This is a genomic window from Methylorubrum populi (genome assembly GCF_002355515.1).
In the GTDB taxonomy this organism is placed as follows: Bacteria; Pseudomonadota; Alphaproteobacteria; order Rhizobiales; family Beijerinckiaceae; genus Methylobacterium; species Methylobacterium populi_A.
In genome coordinates this window covers 3,916,453-3,941,809 of the sequence record NZ_AP014809.1, presented here as the reverse complement: position 1 = coordinate 3,941,809, position 25,357 = coordinate 3,916,453, and the positions used below count along the sequence as shown (strand labels likewise).

The window sequence follows — 25,357 nt, the reverse complement described above, 5'->3', positions numbered from 1 at the left end:
GTCCGCTTACATCGGCGGGGTGAGGCCGTCCTTGCCCACCGCGACGAGCTTGCCCGCGAGCTTGCCGCCGTCCTTGGCCGCGACCACGAAGATCTTGCCGCCCGGCGTCAGGATCGACTTGTCGGCGGGCTCGAAGGCGACGATCGGCGCCTTCGGCGGCACCACGATCGTCTTCGAGCCGTCCTTGTCGTAGGTCACGGTCAGCGTGCGCTCGCCGCCCGTGCCGGAGCCGGCGGTGCTGCTGGCCACGGTGGCGTTGGTCATCGAACTCTTGACCTTCGGCGCGCCGCCCGCGCCGGCACCGCCGGCGGCCTTCACGGTGCCGTTGGTCATCGAGCTCTTCACCACCGGGCCGCCGCCGCCCGTCGTGTGGTCGGGGATCGCGTCCCAGCCGTAATGGCCTTCCGCCGTGCCGCGCATGGATTCGGGGAACAGCACCACTTCCAGCGCCGTCATCGGGTTCTCGCCCTTGGTGGCAGTGCCGATGAAGGTGCTTCCTTGATCTGGTCGAGGCTCGACTTGACCACCCAGGCGAATTTGGCGCCGCCGAGTTGAACCGTCTCGGACGCGCCGTCGGTGGTCTTGATCGTCACCGAGCCGGCATCGCTGCTCTCGATCGTGCCGCGCACCCGCTGCAGATCCGCGGCCTGGACCGCACCGGCCAGGGTCGTCAGGGCGGCGACCGCGATGGCGGTCCGCATCGTGTGGAACATGGGCTTCCCTCCGTTCTGAGTCGGAGGGTTATGGAGCAGGCTCCATCGGCGGACAGATTTGCGCACAATCAAGTGATGCGCAAAGTGCCTTATTTTCCGCTTAGCGCACCGCGTCCCGCCGACGATCCGCGCCGGTGATCCCCGTCAGTCCTCGATCCCTTCCGCCCGCCGCCGGGCGGCGCGGATCTTCTCCATGCGCGCGACCGAGAAGACGGAGGCCTCGTAGAGAAGCAGCATCGGGATCGCCAGCGAGAGCTGCGAGATCACGTCCGGCGGCGTCAGCACCGCGGCGGCGACGAAGACGAGCACGATGGCGTAGCGCCGCTTCTCCCGCAGGAAGGCCGCGTCGATCACGCCGATCTGACCCAGAAGCGTCAGGATCACCGGCATCTGGAAGGCGAGGCCGAAGGCGAAGATCAGCGTCATGATCAGCGAGAGGTACTCGTCGACCTTCGGCAGCAGCCGGATCGTCGCCTCGCCCGGCTGCCCGATCTGCTGGAGCGAGACCGAGAACTGGATCAGCAGCGGCATCGCCAGGAAGTAGACGACCAGCGCGCCGAGCAGGAAGAAGATCGGCGTGGCGACGAGATAGGGCAGGAAGGCCTGCCGCTCGTTGCGGTAGAGGCCGGGCGCGACGAAGGCGTAGACCTGCGTGGCGATGACCGGGAAGGCGAGGAAGCCCGCCCCGAACACGCTGAGCTTGATGTTGGTGAAGACCTGTTCGAGGAAGTGGGTCGCGATCAGTTCGGCGTTCTGCGGCCCGACGATCGAGACGTAGGGGTGCACCAGCACGTTGTAGATCTGCTTCGAGAAGAAGAAGCAGCCGAAGAACATCACGATGAACGCGAGCAGCGACTTGATGAGTCGCGCGCGCAGTTCGATCAGGTGCTCCAGAAGGGGTGCCCGCGAGGCCTCGATCTCGGCCTCATCGCGCTCGTCGCTCATGGAGTCGGGCCTGTCTCGGTCTTGGTGCCGGAGGTGGCGGGAGGCGCCTCGGTGGTGGTGGAGGCCGCCGGAGTGCCTTCCATCGGGGCGCCGTGCATCTGGGCGGCTTGCTGTTCGGGCGTCGGTCGCGGCACGTCGAAGCTGCCGGTATCCTTGACCCCGGATTCCTTCGTATTGGCGCCGGGACGGCTTTCGACCGCGCTGCGGATCTCGTTGCGGATCGTATCCACGGGATTGAAGGTCGGGCGCGCGGCGTCGACGGTGCGCTTGACGCCCTCGACGTCGCGGCGGACCTCTTCCAGCTCCGCCTCACGAATCGCTTCGTTGAACTGCGACTGGAACTCGCCGGCCATGCGCCGGACCTTGGTGGTGATCTGACCGAGGGTGCGCAGCGCCTTCGGCAGGTCCTTGGGTCCGATGACGATCAGGGCGACGCCGCCGATCAGCATCACCTCGCCCCAGCTCATGTCCAGCATTGCGTCGTCCGTCCCGCGGGGCCGCGCCTGATGAGGACGGGCGCGCGGCCCGCGCTATCCTGCCCGGAGCCGATCTTCAACCGTGCCCGACCGCCGTTTCAGCCCGACAAACCCGTTATTCAGACGGCCTTGTGGTCGCCCGCCGGCACGCCGGGTTGAACATGAGCCTGCTGCGGGGGGGGGGTGCCCGGCGCGCCCTGGTGCGGCAGCGTGCGCACCGGATCGTTCGGACCCACCGGCGTGGTGGTGTTCACCGTCTGGTTCGGCTGGGTCTCGTCGTCGGCCATGCCCTTCTTGAAGGCCTTGATGCCCTTGGCGACGTCGCCCATCAGCTCCGACACCTTGCCGCGGCCGAACAGCAGCATGACGACGACCGCAACGATGACCCAGTGCCAGACACTCATGCTGCCCATGGCAACCTCCTGCGCCGCACCAACTCCGGCGGCGCCTCCACTTGAATTGGGGCGAACCTAGGGATCGAGTGGCGCGAACACAAGCAGCGCAGGGCGCACAAGCGGGCAAAGGCCGCGCAGCCCTTGCCCTTCTTTGTCGCACTTCGCCTCGTTGTCGGGCGGGCCGTCAGGCGGACGGGAAGGCCACATCGAAACGGGCGCGGGCCTCGGCGATGTCGAGAGCGTCCGGCGCCGCGCGGCGGGCGAGCGCGGCCTCGGCGCGGCGCGCGCCCTCTCCCGCGAGATCGGGCGTCGCCTCGGCCACCGCCCGCATCTCGTCCATGCGTCCATTGCAATGGAGCACCACGTCGATGCCGGCGCGGTACGCCGCTTCCGCCCGCTCGCGAAATGGCCCCTGGAGCGCCTGCATCGACAGGTCGTCGGTCATCAGCAGGCCGTCGAAGCCGATCTCGCCGCGCACGATCTCGCCGATCACGCGCTCCGACAGGGTGGCGGGCCGCTCCGGATCGAGGCTCTCGAAAACGACGTGGGCGCTCATGGCGAGCGGCAGGTCGGCGAGCGCCCGGAACGGCCGGAAGTCGCTGTTCGCCAGGCTCGCCCGGTCGGCCGCGACCACGGGCAGGTCGAGATGGCTGTCGCAGGTCGCCCGGCCGTGACCGGGAATGTGCTTGATTACCGGCAGCACGCCGCCCGCCATCAGACCTTCGGCCACGGCGCGGCCGAGCTCGATCACCCGCTCCGGCGTATCGCCGTAGGCGCGGTCGCCGATGATGTTGTCGGAGCCCGCCACGGGGACGTCGAGCATCGGCGCGCAATCGACCGTGATGCCGACGTCGGTGAGGTCGTGCGCCATCAGCCGGGCGCCGAGCCGGGCGATGTCCGCGGCCGCTTCCCCGAGGGCATCGAAGCGTCCGCCGGCGGGGTATTTCGGCCAGTGCGGCGGGCCCATGCGCTGCACCCGCCCGCCCTCCTGGTCGATCAGGATCGGCGCGTCCGCCCGCCCGACCGTCTCGCGCAGCGAGGCGGTCAGCGCGCGCACCGCGTCGGGGGTGCCGATGTTGCGCTTGAACAGGATGAAGCCCCAGGGCCGCAGGTCGCGGAAGAAGGCGGTCTCCTCGGCCGACAGCGCCGTGCCGGAACAGCCGAGGATGACGGCGCGGGGCGTGCTGGCTGAGGTCATGGGACCGGCGTCCTGGGCTGGAAGTGGCGGTGGGGTATCTGCCGTCGGCCGTGACTCCGGCTTCTCGCCGATGCCGGTGCAAGACGGATTGCCGTCGCGCCCCTGGATCGCTTCGCCTCCGCTCGGAATGACGCGCCGGTGACCCGAGCCGTCATTGCGAGCCGTCAGCCGAAGCGATCCAGGGGCGCGACGGGGCCGGGTCGGCGCGTCGCTCGGGATGCCCGTCAGGGCGACCGACTGGCCGATGCGGTTTCAGGCGCGGGGTTTGGCGCCTAGTTCTTGTCGCCTCAGTTCTTGGCGACGAAGCACTGGCCGCCCGCGCCCTGGAGCGCGCTGCACAGGCTGGAGGCTTCGTTCTTGGCCAGCGGCCCGACGCGGACGCGGAACAGGGTCTTGCCGTTGACCTCGGCCTGCCGGATCAGCTCGGGCTTGCCGGCGAGCTGGCTGTACTTGCCCTGCATCTCGCGGAAGGCGGCCCGAGCCTCGCTCTCGCTGCCGCGCACGCCGAGCTGCACCGAGTAGCCGCTGACCGGCGCGGTGAGCGAGGCGGAGGCGGCGGCCGGCTCGGTCGTGCTGGCGGTGGTCTCCGGCGAGACGGAGGCGAGGCGCTGCGGCGCCTTCGGACGCGCGGCGGGTGCGGCCGGCGGCTCCTCGGCCACGGGCGTGGTCGCCGCCGGGGCCGGATTCGAGGCCAGGGTGCGCGAGGGCGGCGAGGTGGGGCGCCGTGCTTCCGCAGCGGGTGTCGTGGTGCCGCCGGAGGCGTCGGGCATCGTCATGGTCGGGATCGGCGAGGACGGGGCCTGGGCATGAGCCTGGGCCGTCTCGGCCGGGGGCTGAAGGACCGGCGTATCCGGCTTGACCGAAACGGTACGCACCCGGCGCGGCTCCCCGAACGTGTCGGACAGCATGCCGCCCTGGCCGGGCGTTGCCCCGCCCTGCCCCGGCTCCGTGCCCTCGCTGCGCGCGGCGGCGGTGCGGGCGGCCTGGTTGACGTCGAGGGGCTGCTCCTCGCGGTTGACGATCTTGATCTGACCGTCCTTGGCGTTGCGGTCGTAGATCTGCTTGTTCTGATCGGGAATCTCGACGCCGTCGGTGGCCGTCGGCTGCACCTTCAGCGGGGTCTTGTCGGCGAGCACGGTGATCGGGCCGCCGCCGCCGACGCCGTGGGTGCCGCGCCAGGCCAGCGCGCCGCCGACGCAGACCGCCACCACCGCGAGGCCGGCCCCGACCTGGACGAGGCGGTTGCGGGCGCGCGGGGCCTCCGCGCGGCCGGTCCGGTAGCCCTTGTCGGCCTGGGCGAAGGCGGCCGGATCGGTCGGACCGTCGGCGTACATGCCCTGCTCGACGGAGGCGAGATACTGGTCGAAGGCGTCCGCCGGGCTCTGGGGCTGACCCTGCATCGGACCGTGGGCCGAGCTGGGAAGAGGGGCATCGACGAAGGTCGGCTCGACCCGCGCCGGCCGGCCCGTCTCGGGGGCCCGCGCCGCGGGGGCTGCGGGCGCCGGCGCGTCCTGGCCGGCATTCTTCTCCCGCGCCTCCAGCAGGGCGCGGAAGGGATCGTCCTGCCCGACGATGCGGGCGAGCTCGGCGAGCGGGTCGCCCTTGGGGGCGACCTGCGGCGCCTTCGCCCGGACCGCCTCCTGCGACGTCTGACGCAGCTCGCGCTCGAAGGCATCGAAATCGACCGTCGCGCGCGAAGCGTGTCCCGTCATGGCCTCATCCTCTCAACAGCACCGTGCCTGGTCACCGCATCTCGTCGGGTGCGGAGACGCCCAAAACCGCGAGACCGGAGGCAAGAACGCCGCCTAGGGCCTCGACGAGGGCCAAGCGAGCCCGAGTGGAGTTTCTGTCGGTTGGATTAACAATCCGTAATTGCGGCAAGTCTTTGCCCTTGTTCCAGAAACTATGAAGCGAGCTGGCCGTTTCATAGAGGTAGAACGCGATCCGGTGTGGTTCGTGCGCCGCAGCCGCCGATTCGAGCACCCGCGGATATTGGGCAATCAGACGCATCATCTCGATCTCGCCGGGATCGGTGAGAACCGAAAGGTCCGCGTCGGCCAGAAGCGCCTCGCGCGAAAAATCCTCGCCGGGCAGCGCCTCGCGGGCCTGCCGCAGCACCGAGAAGCGGCGGGCATGCCCGTACTGCACGTAGAAGACCGGGTTGTCCTTCGACTGCTCCACGACCTTGGCGAGGTCGAAATCCAGCGTCGCGTCGTTCTTGCGGTAGAGCATCATGAAGCGGATCGCGTCGCGCCCGACCTCGTCGATGACGTCGCGCAGGGTCACGAACTCGCCGGCGCGCTTGGACATCTTCACCGGCTCGCCGGCGCGCAGGAGACGGACCAGCTGGCAGAGCTTGACGTCGAGCCGGGCCTGCCCGTCGCTGACCGCCTTCACCGCCGCCTGCATGCGCTTGACGTAGCCGCCGTGGTCGGCGCCGAGCACGTCGATGAGCTCGTTGGCGCCGCGCAGCCACTTGTCGCGGTGATAGGCGATGTCGGAGGCGAAGTAGGTGTAGGAGCCGTCGGACTTCAGCAGCGGCCGGTCGACATCGTCGCCGAACTGGGTCGAGCGGAACAGGGTCTGCTCCCGGTCCTCCCAATCCTCGGGCAGCTGCCCCTTGGGCGGCGGCAGGCGCCCCTCGTAGACGAGGCCCTTCTCACGCAGGGCGGCGAGCAGTTCCGCGACGCGGTTGCCCCCTTGGCCGCCCCCTTGCCCGCCGTTCTCGCCCTGGAGGGTGGCCTCCGAGAAGAACACGTCGTGGCGGATGCCGATCGCCGCGAGATCCTCGCGGATCGTGTCCATCATCGCGTCGATGGCGAAGCGGCGCACCAGCGGCAGCCATTCCTGCTCGGTCTTGTCGAGCAGCGCCCGGCCATGGATGTCCGCGAGCTTCGCGCCCACCGGCTTGAGGTAGTCGCCGGGATAGAGGCCCTCGGGGATCGTGATCGTCTCGCCGAGCGCCTCGCGGTAGCGCAGGAAGGCGGAGCGGGCGAGCACATCGACCTGCGCGCCGGCATCGTTGATGTAGTACTCGCGCGTCACCGGCCGGCCGGCGGCGGCGAGCAGGTTCGCGAGCGCGTCGCCGAACACCGCGCCGCGGCCGTGGCCGACATGCATCGGCCCGGTGGGGTTGGCCGAGACGTACTCGATGTTGACCGGCCCGCCCGGCATGTTTCCGCGCCCGAACGCCTCGCCCTCGCGGAGCGCTGCACGGATCACCTCGTGAAAAACCTCCGGCGCGAGCCGCAGGTTGATGAAGCCGGGGCCGGCCACGCTCGCCTCGACGATGCGGGGATCGGCGCGCAGTTCGCCTGCCAGCGCCTCGCCGAGCGCCTTGGGGTTCTGCCGGGCCTCCTTCGCCAGCACCAGGGCGGCGTTGGTGGCCAGATCCCCGTGCGAGGGGTCGCGCGGCGGCTCGACCACGACCCGCGACAGGTCGAGGCCCTCCGGCAGCAGGCCGGAGCGGGTGAGCGATTCGAGCGCCTCGCGCACGCGCGTCTCGAAGAGGGCGAAGATGTTCATGGGGCTCGGGTGTTCGTCGTTTCAGCGCGCCCGCCGGCCCGCGCGTCGGGCGGCCGGCGTCGGGGCGGCATAGCAATGGCGGGCGGGAGTGTCACGGCGCCTCGGCCCCGCCCGCCGCGAGTTCCGTCAGCACCGCCCGCAGCCGCTCCGGCAGCGGCGCCGGCCGGCGTGTCTCCCGGTCGACGGTGACGTGGACGAAGTGCCCCTGGGCCACGGCCTCCGCCTCGTCATCGCGAAAGATCGCGATCTCGTAGCGCACGCTGGTGCGGCCGAGATGGGCCACCCGCACGCCCGCGGTGATCCGGTCGGGGAAGGAGACCGGCGCGAAGTAGCGGCAGCCCGTCTCGACCACGAGGCCGATGACGGGCGAGCGGGCGATGTCGAGGGCGCCCGCCTCCACCAGGATCCCGTTCACCGCCGTGTCGAAGAAGGCGTAGTAGACGACGTTGTTGACATGCCCGTAGACGTCGTTGTCGCCCCAGCGCGTCGTCAGCGGTACGAGCCGGGGATAGGCGGTGCGGCTCTCGCGCGGGGCTCGGTGTTCGGCGCTCAATCGGTCCTCCGCAGGCTGTCGTGGTCGGGTCCCGCGGTGTCGTTCGCGCGGGGACAAGGCGTCGTCTCGGTAGAATGCAGCGTTGCACGCAAGTCGCGAAGGCGGCGTTGTCGAGGGTGAGATCCCCTCCGGAGACGGCCCCCATGAAGTCCTTCGCCCTCGCTGCCACGGCTGTTACCGCCCTGACCCTCCTGCCCGCAACGGCCGAGGCCCGCGATTTCGGCGGCCATGGCGGCTATGTCGGCGGCGGCCGTCACCAGGGCGGCTACGCCCGTCACGGCTACGGCGCACGTCCCGGATATGCCGGCCGCCTCAGCGGTTATCGCGGCGGTTATCACGGCGGGTTCGGGCACCGTGGTTACGGTTTCCGGGGCGGCTACGGCTATCGCGGCTACGCCGCGCGCGGTGTCTACGGCCGCGGCTACGGCTACGGCCGGGGTGTCGGACCGGGTCTCGCGGGAGCCGGAATCGGCCTCGCCGGGCTCGGGCTGGGCCTCGGACTGGCCGGCGGCGCGCTGGCCGGTGGTTACGGTTACGGCAGCTACGCGGCGCCCGTCTACGGCTACGGCTACGCGCCGGTCACGACGGGCTACGCCCCGGTCTACAACACAGGCTTTGGTTCGAACTGCGTCTGCTACTGAAACCCTGGGATCTGCCGCCGTCGGCGCCTCACGGCTCCGTCAGCGGCAGGCCCCGGCTCGGCGGGCTCCAGTGCAGGTCGGGCGTCGCCGGAAACAGGCGGCTGTGCTCCAGCACCGCGTAGGTGTCGGTCATGCCGGCGATGTAGTCGGCGATGCGCCGGGCGACGCGCGCCTCGCCCGCGCCCTCCAGCCCCTCCGACCACTCGGCGGGCATCCGCGCCGGATCGGCGCGGAAGGCCGAGAACAGGTCGTCGACGATGGTCGCGGCCTTGGCCCGCACGGCCATCACCTCGGGATGGCGGTACATCCGCGCGAACAGGAAGCGCTTGATGTCGGCATCCGCCGTCGCGATGGCGGGCGAGAAGGCGATCACGGGTTCGGACGCGGCGCGGATGTCGCCGACGCTCGCCGGCGCCAGCGCGGCGATGCGCGCCTCGCCCTCGCGGATCACGTCCTCCACGAACCGGGTGATGACCCGCCGCGCCAACTCGTGGATCTTTCGCGATGGCTCCAGGCCCGGATGCAGGGCGTCGATTTCCGCGAGGAGCCCGTTCAGGAACGGCACGGCAGCAAGGTCGGCGAGGTCGAACAGCCCGGCCCGCAGCCCGTCATCGAGGTCATGGGCATCGTAGGCGATGTCGTCGGCCAGTGCGGCCGCCTGAGCCTCCGGGCCGGCGAAACGCGACAGTTCGAGGTCGTTGCTGGCGTTGTATTCCAGCACCGCCGCCGGGATGCCCTCAGTGGCGTAGCGGTGGACCAGTGCGCCGCGGGCGTCGAGGAGCGGGCCGTTGTGCTTGACCAGGCCCTCCAGCGTCTCCCAGGTCAGGTTGAGCCCGTCGAAGCCGGCATAGCGCCGCTCCAGCCGGGTGACGATGCGCAGCGCCTGGGCGTTGTGGTCGAAGCCGCCGTAAGCGGCCATGCAGGCGTGGAGCGCGTCCTCGCCGGTATGGCCGAAGCAGGTGTGGCCGAGATCGTGGCTGAGCGCCAGCGCCTCCGCGAGATCCTCGTCGAGGCCGAGTGCGCGGGCGAGCGCCCGGGCGATCTGGCTGACCTCCAGGCTGTGGGTGAGCCGGGTGCGGTAATGGTCGCCCTCGTGATGGACGAAGACCTGCGTCTTGTGCTTCAGCCGCCGGAAGGCGGTGGAGTGGATGATCCGGTCGCGGTCGCGCTGGAAGTCGCTGCGTGTCGGCGAGAACGCCTCGGGAATCAGACGCCCGCGGGTCGCCGCCGGATCGGTGGCGTAGGGCGCCCGCCAGCGCTCGCCGTTCTGCCGCACCTGCACAGCCCGTCCCCTTCCTGGCCGCGTTGCGGCCGGCCCTCGCGCCCCATATCTTGTGTGGGGTGGCGCCCGCGGCAATCGCCGGGCGCCCGACCCGCACGACACCGGTTCACCAAACGGGGCCGTACCACGATGGCCGATATCATCCTCACCGCCCGCGCCGCCAAGCGCATCAACGAGATCATGGGCTCCGAGCCCCCCGGCTCGTCGCTGCGCATCAGCGTCAACGGCGGCGGCTGCTCGGGTTTCTCCTACGCCTTCGACATCACCAGCGCCCGCGAGGGCGACGACATCGTGATCGAGCGCGACGGCGCCACCGTGCTCGTCGACCCCGTTTCGCTCGAATATATGGGCGGCGCGACCATCGATTTCGTCAACGATCTCATCGGCCAGTCCTTCAAGATCGAGAACCCGCTCGCCACCGCCTCCTGCGGTTGCGGCACCTCCTTCGCGATCTGAGGGGCCGGGCTCGAACACCGGCGGCGAAGCGTCTGCTCCGTGGCGCGGGCGCAATTGCCACGCCTGTGGAAAACCGGCAGGGATGGTGGGCTCACGGCCCATCCCCGATCACCCGCCAGCCTGCGATCCGATCCAGCCATGATGTCATCGACGCGCCGTCCCGTTCTCACGCGGGCACTGCTCGCCTCGGCCTGCGCGGTGGCGCTGCTGGCCGGGCCCGCGCCGTCGGCGCCGGCCGCCGCGCAGGAGGCGGCCTCCGCGGTCCAGGATCTCGTCCTCGACAACGTGAGCCTCGCCTTCGGCGACACGCTCGTCACCGCGCCGAAGGTCACGGTGAGCGGGACGCGCCTCTCCCGTGACGACCTGCTCGCGATCCTCAAGGCCGATTCGAAGGATGCGAAGGAGCCGGCCAAGGATGCGTGGCCGGCCCGGCTCCAGCGCCTCGACGCCGGCAGCCTCACCATGCCGGAATTAAGGGTCGAGCGCCGGGACGGCGAGAAGCGGCAGGTCGTGACCTACCGCGACGTGGCGGCGCGCACGATCCGGGCGGGGCGCATCAGCGAACTGACCGCGGCCGGCGCGACGCTCTCCGTCGAGGGCGCGCCGCAGGCCGGCAGCGGCAGCTACGGCCGGATCCGCGCCGAGGAGGTCGATCTCACCGCGCTGGCGCGCCTCTACAGCGAGGCCGGAACCGCCGGCAGCCCGTTCCAGCGCCTCTACGCGTCGCTTTCCGTCGAGACCATCGCCTTCATCGACGAGCGCGGCACCACGGTGTCGATCGCCCGCCTCACCGGCCGTGACCTCTCCGGACGCCAGACCCCGGCGACCTGGCGCGGCGCCGTGGAGGCTCTGGGCGATGGCGGCCTCGCCGAGGACGACCGGGCCAAGCGCGCCCGCGCCGCCGGCCTGCTCGCGGATCTCGCCGAATCGGTCTCGGTCGGCAGCCTGGAGGCGACGGACCTGACCGTGAAGGAGGTGAAGGGCGAGGATCCGCTCTCCTTCAGCATCGGCCGCATCAGCTACGCGGGCGGCACGGAGGCCGGCCTCACGCTCGCCGAGATCGGCTTCGGCGCCAAGGAGGCGCAGGGGAAGGTCGGGCGCCTCACCCTCACCGGCTTCTCCCTGGAACCGACGATCGCCGCCCTGCGCCGCCTCTCCCAGGCGCCGCTGCCCGCCGGCACCAATCCGGCCAAGGGAGCGGCCCCGCCGCCGGACCTGCAGGAGGCGGAGCTGCGCCGCCTCACGCCGGTCATCGGCACCCTGACGCTGTCCGATCTCGGGCTCGATCTGGCGCAGGTCGGCGCGGTGCCCGGGCCGGTCGCCTCGGGCGATCCGCTCAAGGCCGCGAAGCTCGTTCCGCTCCCGCCGATCCGGATCGGTCTGCGCGGCGCCAGCATGAGCTTCGGGCCGCCGCAGGACGGCGTGCCGACCCAGACCCGCTTCAGCCTGACCGGCCTCACCATGCCGGCCTCCGCCGTCGAGGGCGTCCCCGGTCTCGGCTCGCTCGGCCTCTACGGCTACCGCGACCTCGATCTCGATGCCGCGGCCGACACCGCCTGGAACGGCGAGAAGCGCGAACTGAGCTTCAGGGAGCTGTCGCTCTCCGGCAAGGATATGGGCCGCCTCCACCTCAACGCCACGCTCGGCGGAATCGGCCCCGAAGTGTTCGATCCGGATGCGGCGGTCTCGGGTTTCGCCATGCTCTCGGCCACCGCCAAGGCGCTCGACCTGACGCTCGAGAACGGCGGCCTGTTCGAGCGCTTCATCGACGCCCAGGCGAAGGTGCTGAGCCTCAAGCCCGACGAGCTGCGCAAGGAATATGTCACGGCGAGCGTGATCGGCGTGCCGGTGATCCTCGGCAACTCGGCGGCCGCCAAGGCGATCGGCGCGGCGATGGGCAAGTTCGTGGCCAAGCCCGGCACCCTCTCGATCAGCGCCAAGGCGAAGAGCGGCGAGGGTCTCGGCATGGTCGATGTCAGCACCGCCCCGACCCCGGCAGCGGTGCTCGACAAGCTCGATGTGAACGCCAGGGCCGAGTAGGCGCGTCGGATCGAGCCGCCGTCTTCGGACGCCGGCTCGCAGGTCGCGCCGTCAGTTCGCCGCCGCCACCTGCGAGCGCTTCGGCTTGCCGCCCGATGAGCCGGGACCTTGGGCGACGGTCGTCTTGCCGGAAGATTTGGCCGCGGATTTCGCGCCCGCCGCTGGTGTGGCGCCGGCGAGCTTGGCGATCGCCTGTTTCGACGTGGCGGGCATCGGCGCCATGCGCGGGGCGGATTCGCCGGCCACGGCCCGGCTGACGGGCTTGAACCCGCCCTTGGGAACACTGGCGGCGGCCACCTGCTGAAGCGCAGCCGCCTTCATCGCGGTCGCCCTGGTCGGCACCGCTTGCGCCGCGCGGATCGGAGCGGGCGCTCTCTTGGTCGCCGCGGCGGCCAGGCGCGTCGGTGTGGCCGGAACGGGCGCCTCCTTGAACCTTCCGTGGATCGGCGGGGCGGCGCGGTCGGCCTCGGCCACCATGCGGCGCGGCTCGGCGGCTCCAGGCTTGGAGGGAGCGGAGTGGGCCGGGGCGGCGGCGAGCGCCACCGGGCCCGGGCGGAAGGGGGCGGCGCGGGCGGCGGTCGGCTGCAGGGCGGCCGGGACGGCGACGGCGGCGCTCGCCAGCACGACCGGAGCGGGCCGACTCGGGCGTGCGGCGGGGCTCGCCGTCTCCGGTGCCTCGTCGTCGCGCTCGCCGGCCGGGCGGAAGGCGAGCGCGCGGGAGGCGCGTTCAAGCCGCTCGGGCGCGGCATCGGGTTCGGAGGGGCCGAGATCGGCCACCATGACCGGCGCCCGCCCGATCGCGGCGGGGCTGCCGTCGGTGCGCAGGGTCGCGAGCAGCTTCCGGTCGTCGCTGCCGGCGATCGAGGCCTTGCCGGCATATTCGACGCGCACCCGCGCCGTGCCCCGGCGGTGGAAGTCGAGGGCGCGGGCCGCCTCTTCGGACACGTCCATCAGGCGGCCGGCATGGTAGGGCCCGCGGTCGTTGACGCGCAGGATCATCGAGTGGCCGTTGTCGAGGTTCGTCACCCGGACATAGCTCGGCAGCGGCAGGGTGGGGTGCGCGGCGGCGATGGAGTGGCGATCGAAGATCTCGCCGTTGGCGGTGACGCGGCCGTGGAAGGCGCTGCCGTACCAGGAGGCGAGGCCCTCCCGCACGTAGCCGCGGGCATCTTCGCGGGGCACGTAGGTCTTGCCCGCCACCACGTAGGGCTTGCCCGAGAAGCGCCGGCCGCCGCCCTTCGGGATCACGTCGCCCTCGTTGTAGAGGCGGCGGCTCGCCTTCACGCCGTATTTCGGGTCGACGCCGTTGCCCGACGACGAGGCGGCGCCCGCGAGCTTGGCCGGATTGTTGGCACAGTTGGCGGTGGTCAGCGCGACCGTGCAGACCGCCAGGAGCTGCAGGGCCGGCCTCAGGATCGCCCGCGCGCGACGCGTCCGATCCTCCGGGGACTTTCGGCCCCGCGCCAAATCCCGTGGCATGACATGGGTCATGTCGCCCGCCCGCTCCCCGCCTACGCCACAGGCTCCCTTGAGACCGCGGAAAGCTGGGTCTCAGGGGATCACGCTACGCTTGCGCCCGGACGACGTCCGGCCGTCCCCAGAGGATCGTCCGGACGCGGTAAAGGAAGGCTGAACGGTGCGCCGGTGGGCGCGCTTGTGGACGCGTCGCGCGAGCGAGGTTCCACAAGTCGTTTCGGAAACGCGAGAAAACCGGACCGGCCTGCCCCTCGGGCTGGCCCGCATCGTCCCGTTCGGCAGTCGTCCCGCATGAGCCTCCGGACGAGAGGCCGATGGGCCTCGGGCCTGGGCCGGCAGCACGACTGGTTTCACATCGGCTTGCGCGCCACCGTGAAGGCCGCGTTGAGCCGGCCTTCAGGCGACGCCGGATCCCTGAAAACGGCTCAGCGCGGGCTCTCGCCCAGCACCTGCTCGATCGAGCGGGCGCCGCGCTGCTTGAACAGCAGGTCGAGCGCTTCGAGCATCAGGGCGTGCATCTTGGTGCGCTCGGCATAGGCCAGGTCCCGAAGCTGGTCGTAGACCGGGGGCTCCAGATAGACCGACATCTGCTTGGCGCGCTCCTTGAGGGTGCCGGCCCGGGCCGAGAGCGGGGCCGGCGCCGCGAGATCGAGCTGGACGATCTCCGCCCCGGAAGGCTTGTTCGCCTTCGTGGCCGGGCGAACTCCCCGTTTCCGTGGTCCGCCGGCCGGACCGGCGGCGGCGACGATCGAAGCAAGGTCGAGCTTAGGCGGCCTTGACATGCTTTCTCGCGTCCTTGCCCGCTGCCTTGACCGGCCGCTGCACCGTCGCCTGCATGCGGCGCTCGATCCAGCTCCACAGCCGGCGCACCTCGCCGGCGGCCTGACCCTTCGGATTGAATTCGGTGACGCCCTGGCCGACGCCGATGGCGTCCTGATGGTCGTTGCGCGCCACGATGTTGACGTCGGGCAGGATGCCGAGCACCGCGAGCCCGTCGGCGGCGTCGCGGATGCGGTAGGAGCGCGGCGGGGTCTGGTTCAGGACGAAGGCGAACTTCTTCTCCAGGCGGTAGACGGCGGCGAGCGTCGGCTTGAAGGCGCGCAGGTCGGCGGGGGTCGGCCGGCAGGGGATGATGCACAGATCCGCCGCGCGGATCGCCGAGAGCGTGCCGTTGGAATCGACGCCGGGCGTGTCGATGAACACGTAGTCGTAGGCGGACTCGGCCAGCCGCTCCATCACGAGGTCGATCTGCGTGGCGTCGATCTGCGCCACCTCGGGGCCGTCGGCGGTGCGGTGGTCGAGCCAGTCGGTGATCGTGGCCTGCCGGTCCATCTCCAGGATGCAGACCGTGTGTCCGGCCTCCTGCGCGGCGACCGCCAGCGAGATGCACAAGGTGCTCTTGCCGCTGCCTCCCTTCTGCGTGACGAACGTGATCGCTTTCATGCCGGCCACCCCCACCGTTCTCGGCTCTTTGCGGGCCGTCCGGTCCTGTGATGCCGGGATGCCCAGATCCCGGATGTCGCCCAACATGGTTAACCGCCCGTTAAAGACGGCGGGGGCTCCTCCAAGGACCGTGTTCACCTGAGGTTGGGTTTTGTCGTATCTGCGACCTGAGGCCTTTACGGGTTGAACCGAGTCGGATTAACATACCTTAAGGCTGAATCGACCGAAGAAATTCACTTCAGATTGATTTATGACCTGGGCGGCCGCAGGAGCCGCGCGGGTTGGGTGAATCCCGGCGCGTCGCGCCCCGGGACTGCGGCCGTTCGTGCCCGAAGACGCTCCGCCGGTATCCGCAATGACGGCCTTTGAACCTGACCTTCCCTCCGCCTTCGCCGGTTCCGCCTGCCTGGGAGCCTGGGCTCACGATCCGGAGTCCGACCGGCTCGCTCTGTCGCCGATCCTGGCCCGCCTGCTGTCCGTGCCCGAGGATGCGGCGGCGGGAGCGCCCCTGACGCTGGCGCTGGCGGCCTTGGAAGCCGAGGACGCTCTCCGCCTGGAGCGCGTGCTGCGGGCGGCGGGGGAGGACGGCCGGCCCTTCGAGGCGGAGTTCCGCACGCGCCCCGGTCCTAGCGGTGCACGCTGGCTGCGGCTGATGGGACAATGCCGACGCGACCCGGGCACGGGTGCTCTCACGACGCAGGGACTCGCCTTCGATCTGACGGAGGAGCGCCGCCCCGCCGACTCGGAAACGGATCAGGCCCAGCGGCAGGCCAATCGCCTCGCCGATCATGCGGCCGCGATGAAGGGGCTGGTCGCCGGCCTGCGCAATCCGCCGCTCGCGCGCCTCGTCGACGAGGTCGCCGCCGAGATCGGTCACGAACTCGCCCGCCGCCTGCGCGGCACCGGAGGACGGCAGGTGCATTGAGGGAGAAGGTGCCTTGAGGGAAGGCCCGCCGCCCGTGCCCCGTTCCGACGCGCGGCGGCGAGGCTTCCGCAATGCGGTTCAGAGGGTCATTGCGGCAGGGCGGAGGCTTCCAGCGCCGGGCGGAGACGTGCCGGCGCTGCGGGGAACAGGAGCGGACGAAGGGCCTGCGCCGCCTCGCCCGTCGGGCGGGACAGGGCCGCCGCGAAGGCCCTTCGCAGGTCCGAGCAGCCGCGTCTCCGGATCGTCAGCGGTGAGGCCGATCCTGATTCCGCTTCGAGGGCGACCGGCCTTGTCGGATCCTCTCCCAGCACGGCGTCGGGCGCAGGCGCTTCCTCCGCAGCCCGCAATCCGAGCGCGCGGGACAGAATCGTCCGGCCGGCGGCAAGCTGCGCTCGATCGAGACGCGGCCGGGTCAGAACGGAACCCGCCCCCTCCCTGGCCGCTGCGCAGATGCCGGCGCGGCCGGGGTTCGACCGCTGCATCGCCCGAAAAATCGTCCGGCCGAGTTCGATCAGGGTGTCCGGGTCGGCATCGGCGAGGCTTCGCGTCACGGCATGCGCGGCCATCCGGCGAACGCCGTCCACCGCCTCCCCTTCCGGCCGGCCGCGTTGGTAGCCGTCGAGGTACCACGCCGCGATCGGTGCGATCGTTCCCGGAGCGCCCGTCTCCACCGCGTCGAGCAGAGGCACGTCGTGCAGGATCACGGCACGGACCCGCTCCGGGTCGGCGCCGTCGTCCAGGGTGGAGTCGGGAAAGCGGTCGGCATCGGCGATGCCGGTGGCCACACCGGCCTTCACCAGGGTGTCGGTATCGGGGATCATCAGATCGTCCGGACGGACCTTGAGGGCGGCGTCGACGAAATCGGCCCGAATGCCGGCGGCGAGATAGGCGGCACGCTCGGGCGCGCTGTCGACCGCGATCTCGACGCCGGCCGGGTCGGTCTCGTAGGGCGCGTGAAAGCCGAGGCGCGCATCCGCCCGGACGAGCCGCTCGCGTCCGCGCACGAAGGCCAGGGTGCAGGCGGAGACGCAGTAATCCGGCACGTAGGTGACGAGACCGCGTTCCGCGATCAAGGCGCCGATGGCCGCGCCCTCATCGACCAGTCCGCCCTCGCTGGTGAGATGGATGCGCTCGACCCGGCGATGGGCGTCGAGGAGCCGGGCGAGACGCTCGGCCGCCCCTTCGGTGAGTTCGCCCGACAGGCGTATGTCGCGGCCCTCCGGACCGAGGCGAATTCGGGTCGGTGCGCCCTCCGGCGCGACCTTCGGGCCATCGGCGCGGGCGACGAGTTCGCTGCCGGCCGGATCGAGGGCCGCGTGCGGACCTGTCGGACGATCCTGCCCCGGAGCAAGGAGCGCCGCGACCAGGGCGCCGGCTACCCCGATCAACGCATAAGCAGCACCGCGCACGGCCCGCCGCGAGCCAGCCGCCATTTCACGCCCCCAAAGGATGGTTCCGGTTCTCGTTCGACCGGCGAAATGTCCTTCGCTTGGGCGGCGAAGCAAGGCCCCTGCCAGGGCGAAAAAGCGGCCGGAGGCGGCCCTTGTCGTCGCACGGGGAAGGGACGGAAGAATTCTGCTTCGAGGGTCGGGGAGCGTGGCAGCGTGCTTCCCGATCCTGACACTATGCCGCAGCGTGAGAGCGCGCGGCGCGGGGCTCAGGATTGCGGCTTCAGCAGCAGGTAGATGTCCATGATCCAGCCGTGGCGGGCGCGGGCCTCCGCGCGCACGCGGCGGATCTCCCCGGCGACATCGCCGAGCCGGCCCGCGACGAGCCGCTCGTCCGGCGTGCCGAGATAGGCGCCCCAGTAAATCGTCAGATCCGGGTCGAGCCCTTGGAAGCGTGGGTCGCCGTCGAGCATCACCACGGTGGCTCCATCGCCGAGCCCGTTACCAAGCCCGTCGCGCAGCCGGCGGCCCGTGGTGATCCGCACCGGCTCGCCGATGTGGTGGAGCGGGATGCGGTGGGCGGCGGCCAGCGCCTGCACGCTGGTGATGCCGGGAACCACGTCGTGGGTGAAGCCGACCCGTCCGCGGGCGCGCACCCGCTCGAGGATGCGCAGGGTGCTGTCGTAGAGCGAGGGATCGCCCCAGACGAGGAAGGCGCCGCGCTCGTCCTCGCGCAGATGCTCGACGATCAGATCCTCGTAGAGAGCCGCGCGGGCCGCGTGCCAATCGTCCACCGCCACGCCGTAATCCGCGGGACGACGGTCGCGCTCGGGGTCGGATGCCTCGATGAAGCGGTAGGGCCGGCCCTCGATGTAGCGGTCGCAGATCTGCCGTCGAAGGTTGAGAAGCCCGGCTTTGGCCTCTCCCTTATCGAGGGCGAAGACGGCGTCGGTCGCCTGCAGGGCGCGGACGCCCTGGATCGTCAGGTGCTCCGGATTGCCGGTCCCGATGCCGATGACGTGGATGTGTCGCACGGTTCACGCTTCCGGCCGGGTTCGGTCCCGGCAACATCCCCGCGGACAGGCCCGCGACGGGAAAAGAGGGAAGCGGCTTCTTAACGGATCCGGGCCATAAGGGGAGCGTCCGGATCGAAAGAGCTTCAGCCGACCAGCGCCGTCAGGCAGGTGCCGAAAAGGGTGACGAAGGTCATCGTCGCCATGAACTTGATGTCTTCAATGCGCTGGCTCATCGCCTGAACTCCGTTGCGGCTCCTTCGCGGCCGCCTCGATCCGTTAAATAACCCCTAACCTTGTGCAGCGGGATTGCGCGGTGCGTTTCGTCACCGTTGCTCACGCAATCCCACTGAGAGGCGGGCGAAACATCCTTAACGACAACTTGCCGGTTGACTGTTGCCGTCCGGGTGATCTCGGACATGCTGAACGCGGAGTTTCGCCTATGGTTGCACGGACCGGCGGTCTCCGCGGCGCGCACAAAGGAAAGCCCCGCCGTGGCGACCACGGCGGGGCTCGTCCCTAAATCGCTCGGTGCGGGCGGCTTACTTCGGCGCGGCGTTGGCAGCCGGGGCGGCGGGAGCCGGCGCGGCGCCGGACGCGCCCTGCTGCTCCAGCTTCTTGCGCATCTCTTCGCTGCGCTTCTCCATCTCGGCCTGGAGCTTCTTCTGCTGCTCCTCGAGAACCTTCGGGTCGATGGCCGGACCGTCGAAGGCCTTGCCGAAGCCGGCGAGCGGCACCGCGAACACCACCTCGCGCTGGGTCTGGTTCTGGACCCGGACGTTGAGCGTGGTGCCCTTCTTGAAGCCGGTCAGCAGCTCGTTGGAGACGCCGCCGGCCTCGGCGAAGCACCCGTTCGGGAAGCAGACCGCAAACTTGCCGCCGGTCACTTCCTTGCCGTCGACGTCGAAGCGCATACCGGGGGCCAGCATCAGGCCCAGCGGCAGCAGGAAGCGCACGACCTTCACCTCCTGCTTCGTGGAGGCGTTCTTCATGTCGTAGAGCGCGACCGCCAGCACCGGCTGGCCGGAATCCGACACGAAGTCACGGGTGGTGTAGCAGACGTCGGTGCCGGACCCCTGGTCCTTGCCGCAGACCTTGGTCCAATCGGCCTGGCTCGGCTCGGACTTCACGTTGATGATCTGCGGGCCGTTGCCCTGGGCCTGCTGCTGGGCGGGCGCGGCGGGCTGGGCCTGCGCCGGGGCGGGGGTCGGAGCCGGAGCGGCCGGCTTCTTCGCCTGGGCGAACGCGGTTCCGCCCAGGCCGGCGCCCAGGCCCGCCATGGCGAGGAACGCGGCCACGCGCAGCGGGCGCGCGGAAGGCTTGGCCATGGAAGACTTGGCAAGGAACATCGGCGTTATGACCCCTTCAACGGATGGCGCGTAGTTATGTGACGCGGTGCTCACTCGGGCCGCCGCAGCCCCGTGGAATGGCAGGTCCGGCCGTCGGTCCGAGGCGTGGCCTTCCTGGCGCGGTGCGCCGGATCGCCGTGCGCGGCCTCGGGCGCAGCACGATTTCTGCCGGAACGAGACGGCGGCCTGCTTCCCCGTGGAATGCGGCGAAGGCATGACGCCTGCGCCGTACACCCGTGTGCGCGCCGCCTCAAGTCGCGGATTTCTCTCGCGGATCGCACAAGGGGCTGTTTTATCGGTTTCCGCCCTCGCGCATCCGTGCCCGGGCCTCGCCGGCCCACCCGGAACTGGTCCTGCCCGGGGAGGTTGACCGGGCTTCGCGGAGTGCGCCGCCTGCGCCGCGCAGCACGGGAGGCCGCATGGGCCGGTTTTCGAACACGGTGGTTCTCGTCACGGGGGCCGCCTCCGGCATCGGCGAGGCCACCGCACGCCGCTTCGGCCGGGAGGGCGCGAGCCTCGTGCTCGCCGACAAAAATGCGGAAGGCCTGCGCCGCGTCGCCGACAGCCTTGAGGCGGCGGTGCACATCGAGACCGCCGACCTCTCGAACGCCGACCAGTGCCGGCATGTCATCGAGGCCGCGGCGGCCCGGTTCGGGCGGCTCGACGTGCTGATCAACAATGCCGGCAAGGACCATCTCGGCCGGGTCGACGAGGGCGACATCGCCGACTTCTCGACCGTGATCGAGACCGACCTCTACGGCGTCTTCTACATGACGCGCTTCGCCCTGCCGCATCTGCGCATGAGCCGCGGCTGCATCGTCAACGTCTCTTCGGTCTCGGGGCTCGGCGGCGACTGGAACCACAGCTTCTACTGCGCCGCCAAGGGAGCGGTGACCAACTTCACCCGCGCCGTCGCGCTCGACGAGGCGCGCAACGGCGTGCGGGTGAACGCGGTCAATCCGAGTCTCGTCTACACGCCGTTCACCGCCGGGATGCAGGACCAGCCGGACCTCGTGGCCAAGTTCGAGGAGCGCATCCCGATGGGCCGCGGCGCGCAGCCCGACGACATCGCCTTCCTGGCGAGCGCGGACGCGCACTTCGTCACGGGGGTCAACCTGCCGGTCGATGGCGGCCTCTCGGCCTCGAACGGGCAGCCCGCACTGAGCTGAGGCGGCCGCTCAAGCGCCGCTCGATCGCCCTCAATCCAGATCGCGCAGGTGCCGCGCCGCCACCGCCGAGGCCGCGGTGCGGTTCTCGACGCCGAGCTTGGCGTAGATCCCCTCCAGGTGCTTCGTCACGGTGCGGGGGCTCAATCCCAGAATCTCGCCGATGTCGCGGCTCGACTTGCCGCGGGAGAGCCAGAGCAGCACCTCCGCCTCGCGGCCGGTGACCGGCAGCCGCTCGCGCAGGCGCTCCAGGCCGGCGGCGGTTGGGTCGCCGGAGAGACGCAGCAGGATCTCGGGACCGGTGCGGCCGATGAAGCTGAGCGAATGGGCGCGGCCCCCGGCGTCGGTCAGGGCCAGCGGCGCCGTGTTCTGGCCGGCGAGGCAGCGTTGCAGCCAGTCGCGCCCGCTCGGCGGCAGCCCGAGAGGTTCCGGTCCGCCGAGCGCGGCCAGCACCTGGGCGGCCTGCGGCGTGCACCACAGGACCGAGCCGGCGGCATCGACCGCGAACAGCGTGCGTCCGGCGGTGTCGAGCGCGGCCCGCGCGCTCTGCGCGGAGCGGGCGTTGGCCAGGTGCACGCGAATGCGCGCCAGGATCTCGTCGGGGGCGATCGGCTTCGTGACGTAGTCGATCCCGCCCGCCCCCAATCCCTTCACGATATGCTCGGTCTCGGAGAGCCCGGTCATGAAGATGACGGGCACGTGGGCGAGCCGGCCCTTGGCCTTGAGGCGGCGGCAGGTCTCGAACCCGTCCATGCCCGGCATCACCGCGTCGAGCAGGATGATGTCGGGGGTGATCTCTTCCACGAGGTCGAGGGCGAGGTCGCCGCCGACCGCCACCAGAACGGTGGCGCCCGAACGCTCGATCGCCTCGGTGAGAAAGCTCAGGGTGTCGGGCGAATCATCGACGACGAGGACGATATCGCGCTGCGCGTCAGGCATCGCGGGCAAGTCCCTCCAGCACGCCGACGTAGCGGCGCATGTCGTAGGCGGCCACCATGCCGCGCATCCGTGCGACGAAGGCGGCCGGCACGGCCGCGTCGCTCTCCAGTTCGGCGAGCTTGGCCTCGATTCCGCGTACGTGGCCGATGCGGCCGAGACGCAGCAGTGCGGCGATGTGCTCCGCCGGCACCGTCTCTCCGCCCGCCCCCTCGCCGCTCGCGGCATCGGTCGGGCGGTCGGGCCGCCCGATCGGGCGCCGCTCCGCGGGTAAGGCGGGCATCGGGCGGGCGGTGCCGAGCAGTGCCGTGATCCTTTCCAGAAAATCCTGCATGTCGAACGGCTTGGCGATGATGTCGTCGTGCGGGGCATCGGCGCCGCGGGTTGGGCTGATCTCGTGGACGTTGGCCGACATCATCGCGATGCGGGCGGTGAAGCCGGTCTCACGCAACGTTTTTGCCACCTCCCAGCCGGTCATGCCCGGCATGGCGATGTCGAGCAGGATCAGCGCCGGTTCGCACGTGCCCGCGAGCGCGAGGCAGGCCGGGCCGTCCGGCGCTTCGGCCACCGTGAAGCCGAGGGGCTCCAGGATCTCGCGCATCAGGGCGCGGTGGGCCGGATCGTCGTCGGCGACGAGGATGGTCCGACCGGACTCCGCCAGAGCGGGCCGCGCCACCGCGGTCGGAGCCGGCATCGCGGCGGGCGCCGGGCGGTTCACCGAGGCCAGCATCAGCCGCACCCGGAAGCAGGTGCCCTCCCCAACCCGGCTCTCGACGGTGATCTCGCCGCCCATCACCTGCGCCAGCAGACCCGCGATGGTGAGCCCGAGCCCGGTGCCCGGCGCCGCCCGGGCGGCGGGCATCGAGCCGCGCTCGAACGGCTCGAAGATCCGGCCGAGATCGTCCGCCGGAATGCCGAGCCCGGTGTCGCGGATCGTGAACACGGCGACCTGGCCGCGATAGGTCATCTCGAGCGCGACCTCGCCCTTCGCCGTGAACTTGATGGCGTTGGAGAGGAGGTTGAGCAGGATCTGGCGCAGGCGCTTCTCGTCGGTCGCCACCACCGCCGGCAGGATCTCGGGCCGGGTGAAGCGGAAGCTCAGGCCGGCACCCTCCGCCTGCAGACGCACCATGTCGACGATCTGGGTCAGGAAATCGGCGAGCCGGATCTCGTTGCGGTAGGTCTGGAGCCGGCCGGCCTCCATCCGCGAGATGTCGAGCAGGCCATCGATCAGGCCTGAGAGGTGCTGGGCGCTGCGGCGGATCACCCGGATGCCGTTGCGGCGCGGCTCCGGGATGCTGGAATCGCCCTCCAGCAGCTGCGCGTAGCCGAGCACCGCGTTGAGCGGCGTGCGCAGTTCGTGGCTGATGCCGACGACGTAGCGGCTCTTGGCGAGGTTGGCGGCCTCCGCCGTCTCCTTGGCCTGCTGCAGCTTGGCGTCGGTGACCTTGTGGGCGGCGATCTCGGCTTCGTAGAGGGCGGTCTGTCGGGCGGTCTCCTCCTGCGCCACCCGGCGGCTCTCTTGCGCCAGCACGAACAGCCACGCCACGACGCCGAGGATGACGATCAGGATGAAGAACAGGCTGGTGAGCGCGGCGCGCAGCGTCTCGGTGTGCTCCGGATGCCCGGCGGCGGCGCTGGCGTGGACGATGACGAGGATCAGCCCGATCACCGTGATCAGGGTCAGCATCAGCGCGAGGTAGCGGCCGAGCGGGGCGCCGATCCAGGCGGCGGTGCGGGCGGGCAGGACGCGGGCCAGCGTCTCGCGGGCCTGCGCCTCCAGGCGTCCATGCGGCTTGCACAGGTCGCCGCAGCGGGCGTCGAGGGAGCAGCACAGCGAGCAGATCGGTCCGGAATAGGCCGGGCACTGCGCCATGTCCTCGGCCTCAAACGGGTGCGCGCAGACGCGGCAGGTGATCTCCGGCCGGTCCCAGTCGGTCCGCGGTTCGCGGGCAAGGTAGCGCTTGCCCCCCGTGGCGAGGGCGATGGCGGGCGCCGCGGCGAAGGCAGTGGCCAGCGCCAGCATCGGCGCGAAGGGCTGGAGCGCGTCGCCGAGAAGGCCCGCATGGATCAGGCCGCCGGCGATGAGCGAGAGCACCATCGCCCCCGTGCCGACGGGGTTGATGGCGTAGAGATGCGCCCGCCTGAACTCGATGCCCGGCGGCGACAGGCCGAGCGGCTTGTTGACGGCGAGGTCGGCGGCGAGGGCGCCGACCCAGGCCGAGACCACGCAGGCGTAGAGCGGCAGGGTGCTCTCGATGGTCTTGTCGATGCCGAGTTCCATCAGCAGCAGGGCGATGGCGACGTTGAACACGAGCCAGACCACCCGCCCCGGATGGCTGTGGGTGAGGCGCGAGAAGAAGTTCGACCACGCGATCGAGCCGGCATAGGCGTTGGTCACGTTGATCTTGAGCTGCGAGATCACCACGAACAGGCCGGTCAGCGCCACCGCGACCCCGGGGGAGCCCGAGACGTAGCCGAAGGCGACGGCGTACATCTGCGTCGGCTCCGCGGCCCGCTCCGGCGAGATGCCGTGGCCGAGCGCCAGAACGGTGAGGAAAGCGCCGAGCAGGATCTTCAGCATGCCCGGCACGATCCAGCCGGCGCCCGCCGAGAGCACCCCGGTCCACCAGCGCCAATCGCCCTTGCCTTGGGGCGGCGGCATGAAGCGCAGAAAGTCGACCTGCTCCCCGACCTGGGCCAGCAGCGCCAGCAAAATGCCGGAGGCGAGCCCGAACAGGCGCAGGTCGAAGCCCGCGCCCGCCGCCTCCAGGCCGGGATAGCCGGTGAAGGCCTCGAACGGCACCGGCCCCGAGAGCCAGATGCAGACGAGCGGCAGCAGGTTGAGGCCGATCCAGAGCGGCTGGGTCCAGAGCTGGAAGCGGCTGATCAGGCGGATGCCGTAGATGACGAGGGGGATCACCGCCCCCGCGCTGACGATGTAGCCGATCCACAGCGGCAGGCCGAAGCAGAGCTGCAGCGCCAGCGCCATGATCGCCGCTTCGATGGCGAAGAACAGGAAGGTGAAGCCGGCGTAGATCAGCGAGGTGATGGTCGAGCCGAGATAGCCGAAGCCCGCCCCGCGGGTGAGGAGGTCGATGTCGACTCCGTAGCGGGCGGCGTAGATGGTGATCGGCGCGGCGGTGGCGAAGATGATGAGCCCGACGGCGAGCACCGCGGCGAAGGTGTTGGTGAAGCCGGTGGCGAGCACCAGCGTGCCTCCGATGGCCTCCAGCGCCAGGAACGACAGCGAGCCCAGCGCCGTCTGCGCGATGCGGAAGGGCGACCAGCGCCGCGCCTTCTTGGCGGTGAAGCGCAGGGCGTAGTCTTCCAGGGTCTCGTCGGCGACGAAGCGGTTGTAGTCGCGACGGATCGGGATGATGGACCGGGCGCTCAGGGGGCCGTCCTCACGATGGGCGGATCACCGGTCTGCAACG

At 70.8% G+C, this 25,357-nt stretch carries 21 protein-coding genes and 1 pseudogene; 5 read left to right on the top strand and 17 right to left on the bottom strand.

Annotation, left to right across the window (positions count from 1 at the left end):
* Window positions 1–6: 6 nt before the first annotated feature.
* The 8 genes and pseudogenes from MPPM_RS18205 to MPPM_RS18170 form a co-directional block, all read right to left on the bottom strand.
* Window positions 7–713: pseudogene (locus MPPM_RS18205) on the bottom strand (metal ABC transporter permease).
* A 144-nt stretch (window positions 714–857) separates the two neighbouring features.
* Complete coding sequence (gene tatC, locus MPPM_RS18200; RefSeq protein ID WP_096486267.1) at window positions 858–1,658, bottom strand: twin-arginine translocase subunit TatC; 801 nt, start codon at window positions 1,656–1,658, stop codon at window positions 858–860.
* Entirely contained in the window at window positions 1,655–2,134 is a 480-nt protein-coding gene (gene tatB, locus MPPM_RS18195) for a Sec-independent protein translocase protein TatB (RefSeq protein WP_096486266.1), read from the bottom strand. Before tatB ends, tatC begins: the two co-directional genes overlap by 4 nt.
* A 119-nt stretch (window positions 2,135–2,253) precedes the next feature.
* Window positions 2,254–2,547: a twin-arginine translocase TatA/TatE family subunit gene (locus tag MPPM_RS18190; RefSeq protein WP_096486265.1), complete on the bottom strand. Its 294-nt coding sequence runs from the start codon at window positions 2,545–2,547 to the stop codon at window positions 2,254–2,256.
* Window positions 2,548–2,713: 166 nt separating this feature from the next.
* A complete protein-coding gene (gene nagZ, locus MPPM_RS18185; protein WP_096486264.1) occupies window positions 2,714–3,727 on the bottom strand; it encodes a beta-N-acetylhexosaminidase in 1,014 nt (337 codons plus the stop codon).
* A gap of 287 nt (window positions 3,728–4,014) precedes the next feature.
* Window positions 4,015–5,439, bottom strand: a complete 1,425-nt coding sequence (locus MPPM_RS18180) for an SPOR domain-containing protein (protein ID WP_096486263.1) — start codon at window positions 5,437–5,439, stop codon at window positions 4,015–4,017.
* A 31-nt stretch (window positions 5,440–5,470) separates the two neighbouring features.
* Window positions 5,471–7,252: an arginine--tRNA ligase gene (gene argS / locus MPPM_RS18175; RefSeq protein ID WP_096486262.1), complete on the bottom strand. Its 1,782-nt coding sequence runs from the start codon at window positions 7,250–7,252 to the stop codon at window positions 5,471–5,473.
* Between the two features lie 91 nt (window positions 7,253–7,343).
* Window positions 7,344–7,805: an acyl-CoA thioesterase gene (locus tag MPPM_RS18170; protein WP_096486261.1), complete on the bottom strand. Its 462-nt coding sequence runs from the start codon at window positions 7,803–7,805 to the stop codon at window positions 7,344–7,346.
* Window positions 7,806–7,948: 143 nt separating this feature from the next.
* On the opposite strand from MPPM_RS18170, the gene MPPM_RS18165 reads away from it, so the two are divergent.
* Entirely contained in the window at window positions 7,949–8,446 is a 498-nt protein-coding gene (locus tag MPPM_RS18165) for a hypothetical protein (RefSeq protein ID WP_096486260.1), read from the top strand.
* A gap of 28 nt (window positions 8,447–8,474) precedes the next feature.
* Here the strand turns inward: MPPM_RS18165 and MPPM_RS18160 are convergent, their stop codons facing one another.
* Window positions 8,475–9,728 (bottom strand): deoxyguanosinetriphosphate triphosphohydrolase, encoded by a 1,254-nt coding sequence (locus tag MPPM_RS18160; RefSeq protein WP_096486259.1) that lies wholly within the window; start codon window positions 9,726–9,728, stop codon window positions 8,475–8,477.
* A gap of 129 nt (window positions 9,729–9,857) precedes the next feature.
* Here MPPM_RS18160 and MPPM_RS18155 point away from each other — a divergent pair, with 129 nt between their 5' ends.
* Entirely contained in the window at window positions 9,858–10,184 is a 327-nt protein-coding gene (locus tag MPPM_RS18155) for a HesB/IscA family protein (protein ID WP_017486589.1), read from the top strand.
* 138 nt (window positions 10,185–10,322) lie between these two features.
* Window positions 10,323–12,224: an aq_1923 C-terminal domain gene (locus tag MPPM_RS18150; RefSeq protein WP_096486258.1), complete on the top strand. Its 1,902-nt coding sequence runs from the start codon at window positions 10,323–10,325 to the stop codon at window positions 12,222–12,224.
* Between the two features lie 51 nt (window positions 12,225–12,275).
* Here MPPM_RS18150 and MPPM_RS18145 read toward each other — a convergent pair whose 3' ends face one another.
* The 3 genes from MPPM_RS18145 to MPPM_RS18135 all read right to left on the bottom strand — a co-directional run bounded on the left by MPPM_RS18145 (window position 12,276) and on the right by MPPM_RS18135 (window position 15,143).
* Complete coding sequence (locus MPPM_RS18145; protein ID WP_096486257.1) at window positions 12,276–13,715, bottom strand: septal ring lytic transglycosylase RlpA family protein; 1,440 nt, start codon at window positions 13,713–13,715, stop codon at window positions 12,276–12,278.
* Between the two features lie 410 nt (window positions 13,716–14,125).
* On the bottom strand, window positions 14,126–14,482 hold the full coding sequence (locus tag MPPM_RS18140) for a ribbon-helix-helix domain-containing protein (RefSeq protein WP_096486256.1): 357 nt from the start codon (window positions 14,480–14,482) through the stop codon (window positions 14,126–14,128).
* Entirely contained in the window at window positions 14,466–15,143 is a 678-nt protein-coding gene (locus MPPM_RS18135; RefSeq protein WP_096487910.1) for a division plane positioning ATPase MipZ, read from the bottom strand. Before MPPM_RS18135 ends, MPPM_RS18140 begins: the two co-directional genes overlap by 17 nt.
* A gap of 355 nt (window positions 15,144–15,498) precedes the next feature.
* Between MPPM_RS18135 and MPPM_RS18130 the strand changes: the two genes are divergently transcribed.
* Window positions 15,499–16,068, top strand: a complete 570-nt coding sequence (locus MPPM_RS18130; RefSeq protein WP_096486255.1) for a hypothetical protein — start codon at window positions 15,499–15,501, stop codon at window positions 16,066–16,068.
* A gap of 86 nt (window positions 16,069–16,154) precedes the next feature.
* Here the strand turns inward: MPPM_RS18130 and MPPM_RS18125 are convergent, their stop codons facing one another.
* The 3 genes from MPPM_RS18125 to MPPM_RS18115 form a co-directional block, all read right to left on the bottom strand.
* Window positions 16,155–17,501 carry a hypothetical protein gene (locus MPPM_RS18125; RefSeq protein ID WP_096486254.1) on the bottom strand — a complete coding sequence of 449 codons (1,347 nt, stop codon included), beginning with the start codon at window positions 17,499–17,501 and terminating at the stop codon, window positions 16,155–16,157.
* 224 nt (window positions 17,502–17,725) lie between these two features.
* The gene (cobF, locus tag MPPM_RS18120) at window positions 17,726–18,490 is read right to left on the bottom strand and encodes a precorrin-6A synthase (deacetylating) (protein WP_096486253.1); all 765 of its coding nucleotides are present in this window, start codon (window positions 18,488–18,490) and stop codon (window positions 17,726–17,728) included.
* 521 nt (window positions 18,491–19,011) lie between these two features.
* Window positions 19,012–19,818: an invasion associated locus B family protein gene (locus MPPM_RS18115; protein ID WP_096486252.1), complete on the bottom strand. Its 807-nt coding sequence runs from the start codon at window positions 19,816–19,818 to the stop codon at window positions 19,012–19,014.
* 419 nt (window positions 19,819–20,237) lie between these two features.
* Here MPPM_RS18115 and budC point away from each other — a divergent pair, with 419 nt between their 5' ends.
* Window positions 20,238–20,987, top strand: a complete 750-nt coding sequence (gene budC / locus MPPM_RS18110) for a meso-2,3-butanediol dehydrogenase (RefSeq protein ID WP_096486251.1) — start codon at window positions 20,238–20,240, stop codon at window positions 20,985–20,987.
* Between the two features lie 30 nt (window positions 20,988–21,017).
* Here the strand turns inward: budC and MPPM_RS18105 are convergent, their stop codons facing one another.
* Both MPPM_RS18105 and MPPM_RS18100 read right to left on the bottom strand, forming a co-directional pair.
* Complete coding sequence (locus MPPM_RS18105) at window positions 21,018–21,923, bottom strand: response regulator transcription factor (protein WP_096486250.1); 906 nt, start codon at window positions 21,921–21,923, stop codon at window positions 21,018–21,020.
* Window positions 21,916–25,131 (bottom strand): ATP-binding protein, encoded by a 3,216-nt coding sequence (locus MPPM_RS18100; RefSeq protein ID WP_096486249.1) that lies wholly within the window; start codon window positions 25,129–25,131, stop codon window positions 21,916–21,918. Before MPPM_RS18100 ends, MPPM_RS18105 begins: the two co-directional genes overlap by 8 nt.
* Window positions 25,132–25,357: the final 226 nt, after the last annotated feature.